7 protein-coding genes are annotated in these 8,681 nt (G+C 41.2%); 3 read left to right on the top strand and 4 right to left on the bottom strand.

Translation table 11 applies throughout. The annotated features are described in order from the left end of the window. Positions 1-88 precede the first annotated feature (88 nt). A complete protein-coding gene (locus BLQ57_RS14465) occupies positions 89-796 on the top strand; it encodes an NUDIX hydrolase (protein WP_087940066.1) in 708 nt (235 codons plus the stop codon). On the opposite strand, the gene BLQ57_RS14470 is transcribed toward BLQ57_RS14465, so the two are convergent. Then, a complete protein-coding gene (locus BLQ57_RS14470; protein ID WP_087940067.1) occupies positions 780-2,924 on the bottom strand; it encodes a polysaccharide lyase 8 family protein in 2,145 nt (714 codons plus the stop codon). The genes BLQ57_RS14465 and BLQ57_RS14470 overlap by 17 nt on opposite strands. 249 nt (positions 2,925-3,173) lie before the next feature. Continuing rightward, a complete protein-coding gene (locus tag BLQ57_RS14475) occupies positions 3,174-4,691 on the bottom strand; it encodes a M20/M25/M40 family metallo-hydrolase (protein ID WP_087940068.1) in 1,518 nt (505 codons plus the stop codon). Between the two features lie 131 nt (positions 4,692-4,822). Here BLQ57_RS14475 and BLQ57_RS14480 point away from each other — a divergent pair, with 131 nt between their 5' ends. Together BLQ57_RS14480 and BLQ57_RS14485 are read left to right on the top strand one after the other, a co-directional pair. Beyond that, complete coding sequence (locus BLQ57_RS14480; RefSeq protein WP_087940076.1) at positions 4,823-5,554, top strand: class I SAM-dependent methyltransferase; 732 nt, start codon at positions 4,823-4,825, stop codon at positions 5,552-5,554. A gap of 98 nt (positions 5,555-5,652) precedes the next feature. Continuing rightward, positions 5,653-6,417, top strand: coding sequence for an SDR family NAD(P)-dependent oxidoreductase (locus tag BLQ57_RS14485; protein WP_087940069.1), 765 nt, complete (start codon positions 5,653-5,655; stop codon positions 6,415-6,417). A 63-nt stretch (positions 6,418-6,480) separates the two neighbouring features. Here the strand turns inward: BLQ57_RS14485 and BLQ57_RS14490 are convergent, their stop codons facing one another. Then, positions 6,481-7,233 (bottom strand): NYN domain-containing protein, encoded by a 753-nt coding sequence (locus BLQ57_RS14490; RefSeq protein ID WP_087940070.1) that lies wholly within the window; start codon positions 7,231-7,233, stop codon positions 6,481-6,483. Positions 7,234-7,427: 194 nt separating this feature from the next. Continuing rightward, positions 7,428-8,315 carry a dienelactone hydrolase family protein gene (locus BLQ57_RS14495; protein WP_087940071.1) on the bottom strand — a complete coding sequence of 296 codons (888 nt, stop codon included), beginning with the start codon at positions 8,313-8,315 and terminating at the stop codon, positions 7,428-7,430. Positions 8,316-8,681: the final 366 nt, after the last annotated feature.

Raw genomic sequence — 8,681 nt, forward strand, 5'->3', positions numbered from 1 at the left:
AGCAAGAATTTATTGTTTCATGTTGAAACAATAGTAATTGGTATTTGACTGAAATCCTATTTATTTGAGGAAATTTTCTAATCGCCTTATGTCTTTACCAGAAGCTGTTCAATATCTTCCTCATATAGCCTATGATTCTGTGATCTTTGGTTTTTCTGGAGAGAAGCTGAAAATTCTGCTCATGGAATACCACAATACCGGCTGGTTTGCATTACCAGGTGGATTTGTGAAAATCAATGAACCCTTAGATGAAGCGGTAAGCCGCGGCTTGCGAGAGCGAACAGGCTTGGAATCCATTTACTTGGAGCAGTTTTACACCTTTGGCTCGCTCGAGAGAGTCAGGCCTGAAGCTATGAGAAAAATCCTCCAAGCTCAGCATAAAGTAGTTCCAGAAAAGCATTGGCTTTTTGAGCGTTTCATCTCGGTAGGATATTATGCTTTGATCGATTATACCAAGGTAGAACCTCAGCCAGATGCTTTGTCAGACTCTATTGACTGGTATGATGTAGATGCTGTGCCACAGCTTCTTTTTGATCATAATCATATTGTAGAAAAGGCCTTGGAGCATCTTCGAACCCATCTTGACCAAAAGCTGCTGTCGGTCAACTTACTTCCGGAGCGATTTACGATGAAGGAGCTGCAGCAAGTATATGAGGCGATTCTAGGGGAAAAGCAAAACCGGGCTAATTTCCAGCGAAAAATGCTTAGTCTTGGAATTTTGGAGCGTCATGAAAAGCTTTATTCAGGAGGATCTCACAAAGCACCGTATTTGTATAGTTTTATAGTACAGAATTAATGGAAAGTGTCTGGCATACACTTGAGCCTGCAAACTCTCCGGTGGGTAGGTCGAAACTGAGTGAATGGGATTGACCTCGGATTTTCAGAAGTAAATTTATTTTTCCTTTCAGAAGTTGGGTGGGGTCAGAATAGGAAATCTCATACAGGTCGCTATCGATTTCTCTAAGTAATACCAATCCAGCTTGATCTAGACTAATAGTTTTTGAATCCCATTCAAAATCTCCTTTTTCATAAAAGACCATTCCAGTCAGTTGGAGAGATGGATCCATCAGAACTTGTAGTTGAGGACTGTTTTTTAAGACTTCTATTTCTGTTCGTTCAAATTTTGATAGGACTTCGTTTTTTTCGATACCAGGCAAAATATAGTAAGCATAAGAGCTCCCCTTTGGATTGAGTCCATGGTCTATCCAGAGACTGAAAATTTCCTTTTCGATTTTCTTATTGGATGAGTTTCCATTGATTTCAGACCAAGAGCTTTCTCTTTTTTCCGCTGTCAATTGAACTTTTTGACCATCTGGAAAAAAATATGCGAATTGGTCATGATAGACTAGGCTTATCTCCGAAGGAGAATCGGTGAAAGGAGTGTATTCTTGAAAGTCTTCCGCCTCTTTAATCCAAATTGGGCCTTTGAGTAAAGATTGATTAACAGTAGTGTAGATGGGTTCGGGCCGATCGGCCGAAATCTGGGAACCCAGACAAATAATTATGTCATCGAAGAAAAACCAAGCTTTTTTAGCTTCTGTGCGGTAGGCATTCATATGGTAAACAGAAATGCCATCCTGCCCATCACTGACACCCCCGACGAAATCTGCATTGCCACGTTCGGCCACCCAATTGGTCCTTTTTCTTAAATTTTTGTTGGCAGGTGTGGTAGTTCCGGGTATCATGTACCAATGCCAAAAAGGAAATACATTGAAGTATTCATCTCCATCTGCGGCCAAAAACATGGCTCCTTCCGTCAAAAATTGCCCTCTCAGATTTTCCTTATTTCCAGATTCGGTTCTGATGGTTCTCTTAGAAGCTATATTCACGCTAGCCATAAAATGGGGTCGGTGGTGCACCATATAATCTGACTTCCAGAATTGTAAATTCTCTGCTTGAATACTAAAGGATGGAGCTTCCTTTCCTTCCAATCTGGCTAAGGCTGCGTCGTATTCTGTACGGTATTCGGGCTTATCTATGGCTTTGATTTGGCGGATGATTCCAGGAGATACTCTCGTGGCATTGGATCTGGCGATCCCTCTTCCCAATACACTGTAGTCCACATATCGACCTCGGGTTACTTTTAGAAAGCTTCTCCGGGTGAATTCAGAGATTAAGTTCATTTGCTCTTCTGTGAAGGAATATTGAGTTCCTCGGAGATAAATCTGTAGATTTCTTATTCCTGATAAAAACTCTCTTCCATATCCGTGGGTGTACAATTCTGGACCATGGGCATGAAAGGAAAGGTCTTGCTTGATCCCATCACTTTTAGAGATCTTTATCGATTTTGAAACTAGGGAAACTGATTTCTTTAAAAGCTCCTCGTCTTGAATTAGCGCTGCCTGAATTACCCGATGTTGAACAATGTCAGTGAGATTTGACCCATCTTTTCCGGGTGATTTATCCGTTGATACGGTTTGATTCATCCATTCCAAAAGATTTTTTTCGAGAGCGGGTGGAAGTCCATTTTCGGCAAATCTCATGCTAGTGAGAATTTCACCAAGCTCTTGAGGCACGCTGATGCTTAACCACCACCAGTTAGTAGAGCGTGGTGCCGGCTTGACCTCTGTCCAGTAGCGCAAAGCGGATAGAATTCCCTCGTAATAATCATTTTCATGAAAATGTTTGCTGCCTTTTCTAGTGTAGGCTTTACTTAGTAAACTCACTCGATCCAAATGTTTTTTCGGTTGCCAGCCCGTGGGGGAGGTATCTTTATAGTCTATGTCACTCCAGCTTCCATCTTGATTCAACTGCCTTTTCCAATCCTGCGCCTTTTCATCTAATTCTTGGGTTGAAGGACTGGATTGAAAATCATTAAAAGCCTGGCTTAGGATGATTTCAAAATCATTTTGTGATTGGGCTACCAACCTTTGAGTAGAGATAAAATATAAAAACAAGCTTATTGTTAGAAAAAATAACCTCATATCTGAATAGTTTGATGAACTGAAAAAACAAGCTAAGAAAAAATATGCAAAATGAATATCTGTTTCTTAGTTAATAAGTTAAAATGAATTCACATCTCGTTGTCAAGGAGGAACTTTACTAACAAGTCCGCTAGAAACCGAACAAAACCACGATAGATTTGAAAAATTAGCTACTAGAAAAAAGCAGTTTATTGAAAAAGCAGTCAAATTATAAATGCCTCGGTAAGTAAACTTAATCTTTTGTTTGCTTCAATTTAAGGGTTCTGTTAAAACAGAAATAATAGTTTTTATTCCTTCCTTGTAATTACCCAGACGTATATTTTCGTTGGGACTGTGTTGGTTATTGTCAGCATTTACAGTGGGGATAGTGACTGCTGGAATTCCTAAAGCATCCACAAATGGAGAAATCGGGATTGAGCCTCCCGAGATACGAATTTGAACAGGTTCTTTCTCAAATGCCCTTTTCATGGCTTTTCTCAACCAAGCCCCTGCCTCCGAGTCCATGGGAGTGCGGAAGGCCTGATACGAAATTGATTTTTTCATAGAAAGAATTTTGGGATGAATCTGACGCTCTTCCTCAGTAGGCTCTCGATCGATGATATAAAATCCTTGATTTTTTATATGGGTTTCAATCAACTCAAAAAGCCGAATTGGATCTGACTCGGGAACCAGACGCATATCCAATTCTGCAACTGCTGTAGCGGGTACAATCGTCCTTGCTTCAGGACCTACCCAGGCAGAAGACATACCACGTATATTCAAAGACGGATACTGAATACTTTCTTGATAGGAGTTGCCTACTTGATCTGTTCTGGCTATACCGATTTTCCTTTTTATGGTTGTTTCATCATCGGGTACTGCATTCAGGATTGCCATTTCTTCCTCACTAAGATTTATTCCATCATAGAAGCCTGGAATGCTCACTCTGCCATTTTCATCCTTCATGGAGGCTAGAAGCTGGGAAAGCATCAGGGCAGGATTTGGAGCGTAGTTTCCATAATGTCCGCTATGTTGAGGAACTCTCGGCCCATAAGTGGTCAATGTCATTTCAGAAATTCCCCTTGCCCCGTAAGTAAGCGTAGGTTCGTTGGAAATATGACGAGGGCCATCCATGATTAGCATTAAATCTGCTTTGAGATCTTTTTGATGCTTGATGACTGCTGCTGGAAGATTGGGAGAACCCTGTTCTTCTTCGAAATCAAAAATGATTTTAATAGAATAATTAGGAGATAATCCCGCTTCAGAAATAGCATCCCAACCCGTCAAAAACATAGCGACAGGTCCTTTATCATCCGAGGTGGATCTTGCAAAAATTCGCCATTCGGAGTCGTACTCTTTATGAAGTAGAGAAAGCGGAAGGCTATCCCAAGATCCGTTTCCATTTTGTTTCTTGAGCACTCCTTGGTAGGGGTTGGCTTGATCCCATTTAGAGGAATCGATCGCCTGACCATCCATATGAAAATAAAAAAGTACAGTTTTTTCCGCTCCTTGTTGTTCCTTTTGTACTAAAAGCAAAGGAACCCCTTCTGTTTTTAATCGCATGGTCTGCCAGCCCCTTTGGGTAAACTGGTTTTCTGTCCATTGAATATTGGGTTCGATTTGTTCTGCTTTTGCTGCGTCATTAGGAATAGCAACGATTTCTTGTAGGAGTGATAAACCCAATTGCCAATGCCTCTCGGTCATTTCATCCAGTTGCTGAATGGGGAGGTTTTGGCCTTGAACTTTAACTAGGGTCAAAAAGAAAACGATAGCAGCTAATTTTTTCATTCGGATGATTTTTTGAAAAATAAATAAAATATGGGCTTTTTCAAATTCAAAATAAGGTATTGAAAGTAAAAGGAAATGATAGGCGTGAAAACATGTCAGCCAATCTCAAGTTTCTTACTAAAAGCGTAAAGATGAAAAGCATACCTCTAATCCTTATTTCACTATTCTTTATTGGGCTTTTTTCCAAGCCGTCCATTGTATTTGCCCAAAATGAAAAGGAAGAAAACAGTTACAGTTTTCAAACTCCCAGTAGAGATGGGACAGGAAAGTTTTATTTGGGACGTGAAATCTCTCAGATCATGGGCTTTCAGGGGATGCAATGGCTAGAGCGAGCTAGCCGTGAACGTGAGGAAGGGGTTTCTGCGGCGATTAAAAACTTACCCATATCCGAGGAAAGTAATGTGGCTGATATCGGTGCAGGCTCAGGGTATTATATCTTCCGAATAGCGCCAAAAGTACCAAAGGGAAAGGTATATGCTGTAGAGATTCAGGATGAGGCTTTGAAGTATCTAGATGAGAAAAGTGAGGAACTGGGCTTTCAAAATGTGGTAGCTGTGAAAGGGAATTCATATTCACCAAATCTTCCCGAAAATACCATAGACGTTGCGATCATGGTAGATGTCTATCACGAGCTTGCCTACCCAAAGGAAATGCTACAGTCTATTCGGCGATCATTGAAATCAGGAGGAAAACTCATACTTATAGAGTATCGCGGTGAGGATGCTTCTATTCCCATCAAACCGCTGCATAAGATGACAGAAAAGCAGGCAGAAAAAGAGCTAAAGGAAAACGGCTATAGATTGGTAAAAAACGGAAAATTTTTACCCATTCAGCACTACCTTATATTTGAGAAAATAGACTGAATTTCAATTGATTAATCTTCTTGTTTAAACTGATTTTTGTCATGAAAAGAAGGTTGATATTATGGTACTTTTAGGGAGTCAATCAAAACGATCTAACCATGGAAATCAAAGGAAAATTTGCGGTAATTACAGGAGGTTCCGGAGGTATTGGACTTGAAACCGCCAAGTTGTTTTTTAAAGAAGGTGCAGCTGGGGTCGCAATAGTCGACTACAGTAAAGAAGGTCTACAAGAAGCCAAGGAGAGCCTGATGGGAAATAACGCACTCTTCATCGAAGCGGATGTGTCAAAGGCAGAAGAGGTAAAGAAATTTATTGATGAATCAATGAAGGCCTTTGGTAGAATCGATGTATTATTTCTTAATGCAGGAGTTGAGGGCGTGGTAAAGCCCATGATTGAATACCCTGAGGAGAAGTTTGATCAGGTTATCGGTGTGAATGTCAAAGGAGTTTGGTTGGGAATGAAATACGGTTTTCCTGCATTGAAGCAAGGTGGTGGCGGTTCTGTGATCATCACTTCCTCAGTTGCTGGGCTTCGTGGCACAGCGCAGGTTTCTGCTTATGTGGCGAGCAAGCATGCCACTATTGGCTTGATGCGTACAGGTGCTCTTGAGGGTGCTCCGGACAATATTCGGGTCAATTCTATTCATCCCTCTCCGGTAGATAATCGAATGATGCGTTCTTTAGAGGATGGTTTTGCACCGGGAGCTGGTGAAGCTGTAAAAGAGGGCTTTACGAAAATGATTCCTTTGGGACGTTATGCAGATAATGACGATATCGCTCAGATGGCGCTGTTCTTAGCCTCTGATAGATCCAAGTTTATAACAGGAGCAACGATGGTGGTAGATGGAGGATTTACAGCCTAAAGTTGTTTGATCACCCGAGTACGCTTACTCTAAGCATCACTTCTTGATTGAGGTGGTGCTTTTTTATTTTAGTTTTACCAAGGGATAGTTCAATCCATTTACCTCGTTTCTTACCACAATGTATTTTTTCAAGCTTTTGAAAAGTTCGGTTAGATTTCTGAATCCGTAGGTTCTCGGGTCAAAACTCGGGTCAATTTTCCGCAGTGAAGCACCGATTTTTGCTATATGGATCTCCTCATCTTCATTAGAGGAAATCTCAAAGGCTCGATCGATTAGCCGAAGGTCAAGTTTTGGATCGGTCTTTTTGATGTGCGCATTGGCATGGGAAGATTTGGTAGCGGTGCTCTTTTCAGATTTTTTCTCTTCTACCTGTTCTTCTTCTCCTAGATTCTCCGCAAAAGTGAATATCTCACAAGATTGAACAAAGGCCTGAGGAGTAACTCTACGCCCGATTCCCATCACGAACATACCCTCTTCGCGGATTCGTTTGGCCAAACCGGTATAATCAGAATCCGAGGAAACGATACAAAAACCATCCACCGAATTGCTGTGGAGAATATCCATGGCATCTATAATCAAGGAGCTGTCAGTGGAGTTTTTTCCTGTAGTATAGGAGAATTTCTGAATGGGATTGAAGGAATACTGGTTGATCACTTCTTTCCAACTATTCATATGTGGCGTAGTCCAATCTCCGTAAATCCTACGAATGGTAGCCTTTCCGTACTTTGAAACTTCTTCTAAAATTTCCTTGATCAATTTTGCCTGAGCATTATCTCCGTCAATGAGAACTGCAATATTAAATTTACTTTCGAGCATAATTTTGTCTTTCCTAAAATTTAAAGTTAAGGATATTCTAGACCATTTGAAGTATCCATGGCCAATTTCTCCCTATACTATCTAGCTTCGCACTTCAGATAAAGAGGAGTGAGTGCGGGTACGTTCTTATTTGAGCTTTAAGCAAAAAAAGACTTCCGTGATATTGGAAGCCTTTCTCAAAATAGGTTATGACTTTACTTTAGATTTTTCTTAAAAAAGGCTATAGTTCTATCCCAGGCTAACTTTGCGGCAGCTTCATCATACCTGGGGGTGGTGTTGTTGTGAAATCCATGATTCACTCCATCATACATATGCATCACATAGTCTACCTTATTGGCCTTTAGCGCTTCTTCATAAGCAGGCCAGCCGGCATTGACCCGCTCATCTAGGCTAGCATATTGAATCATCAGGGGAGCCTTGATTTGTGCCGCTTCTTCGGCGCTAGGTTGGCCTCCGTAAAAAGGCACTGCTGCCTTGAGGTCGGGTAATCTTACAGCCATCATATTGGATATCCATCCACCAAAACAGAAGCCCACCACGCCAACATTGCCATCACAATCGGGATGGTTCTTTAGGTATTCATATGCGGCAATGAAATCCTCGAGCATTTCTTCTCGGGTTCGATTGCGCTGCATATCTCTCCCTTCATCATCAGTACCTGGGTAGCCTCCTAATGGCCAAAGGGCATCAGGGGCAATTGAAATAAATCCGTCCACAGCACATCTTCTGCCTACATCTTCAATGTAGGGATTTAGACCTCTGTTTTCATGCACTACGACGATACCAGGGAATTTACCAGCTCCTGCTGGTTTGGAAAGTAAGCCTCGGATCTGTCCTCCACCTTTTGGAGAATTATAAAGTACATAGTCCGAACTTTGCATTCGCTCGTCATCAGTCGGTACCGTAGCGGTAGTGATGTAGTCCGGCATCATTGTGCTCATCAGCGTGGCCAAAGTAATTCCTCCGACTGCGTAGGCCGAAAGCTTCTCCACAAAGGTGCGTCGATCTAATTTATTGTGTGCGTAATAATCGTAGAGGTCAAAGACTTCCTGGGGGATATCTTCTTTGTTGAGTTTTTTCATGGTTTTCAGTGATATAGATTTGGAATATACCAAAAAAAATACTGCTGAAAATCATAAATTTCATGTGTCTATAATTGAATTTTAAAGGTCACATGGAATCTCGCATGGTTGATAGTCATACCAGTGTGTGACGGCTACGTCATGCTCGATTTCATGTGTTTATAATTTGTTTCTTTTTCATTTTTAGGTAAAGGAATAAAAAGACGCTAAGAAGTTAAATTTTCATGTTCATGCTCACGGCAATACTCCTGTGTGCTTAGCGTCTGATGTCAATTTCATGTACGGGGTTTCGTTGTTTTCACAACGATGTTTCAACCTCCAGTAAAAACCGACCTTTGTTTTTTTATGCTACCTTTTCCTTGTTCA

Source organism: Algoriphagus faecimaris (genome assembly GCF_900101705.1).
Lineage (GTDB): Bacteria > Bacteroidota > Bacteroidia > Cytophagales > Cyclobacteriaceae > Algoriphagus > Algoriphagus faecimaris.

Excerpts from the sequence above, each read along its gene's own strand:
- BLQ57_RS14490 (WP_087940070.1), bottom strand. The coding sequence starts at position 7,233 with ATGCTCGAAAGTAAATTTAATATTGCAGTTCTCATTGACGGAGATAAT.
- BLQ57_RS14495 (WP_087940071.1), bottom strand. The coding sequence starts at position 8,315 with ATGAAAAAACTCAACAAAGAAGATATCCCCCAGGAAGTCTTTGACCTC.
- BLQ57_RS14470 (WP_087940067.1), bottom strand. The coding sequence starts at position 2,924 with ATGAGGTTATTTTTTCTAACAATAAGCTTGTTTTTATATTTTATCTCT.
- BLQ57_RS14480 (WP_087940076.1), top strand. The coding sequence starts at position 4,823 with ATGAAAAGCATACCTCTAATCCTTATTTCACTATTCTTTATTGGGCTT.
- BLQ57_RS14465 (WP_087940066.1), top strand. The coding sequence starts at position 89 with ATGTCTTTACCAGAAGCTGTTCAATATCTTCCTCATATAGCCTATGAT.
- BLQ57_RS14485 (WP_087940069.1), top strand. The coding sequence starts at position 5,653 with ATGGAAATCAAAGGAAAATTTGCGGTAATTACAGGAGGTTCCGGAGGT.
- BLQ57_RS14475 (WP_087940068.1), bottom strand. The coding sequence starts at position 4,691 with ATGAAAAAATTAGCTGCTATCGTTTTCTTTTTGACCCTAGTTAAAGTT.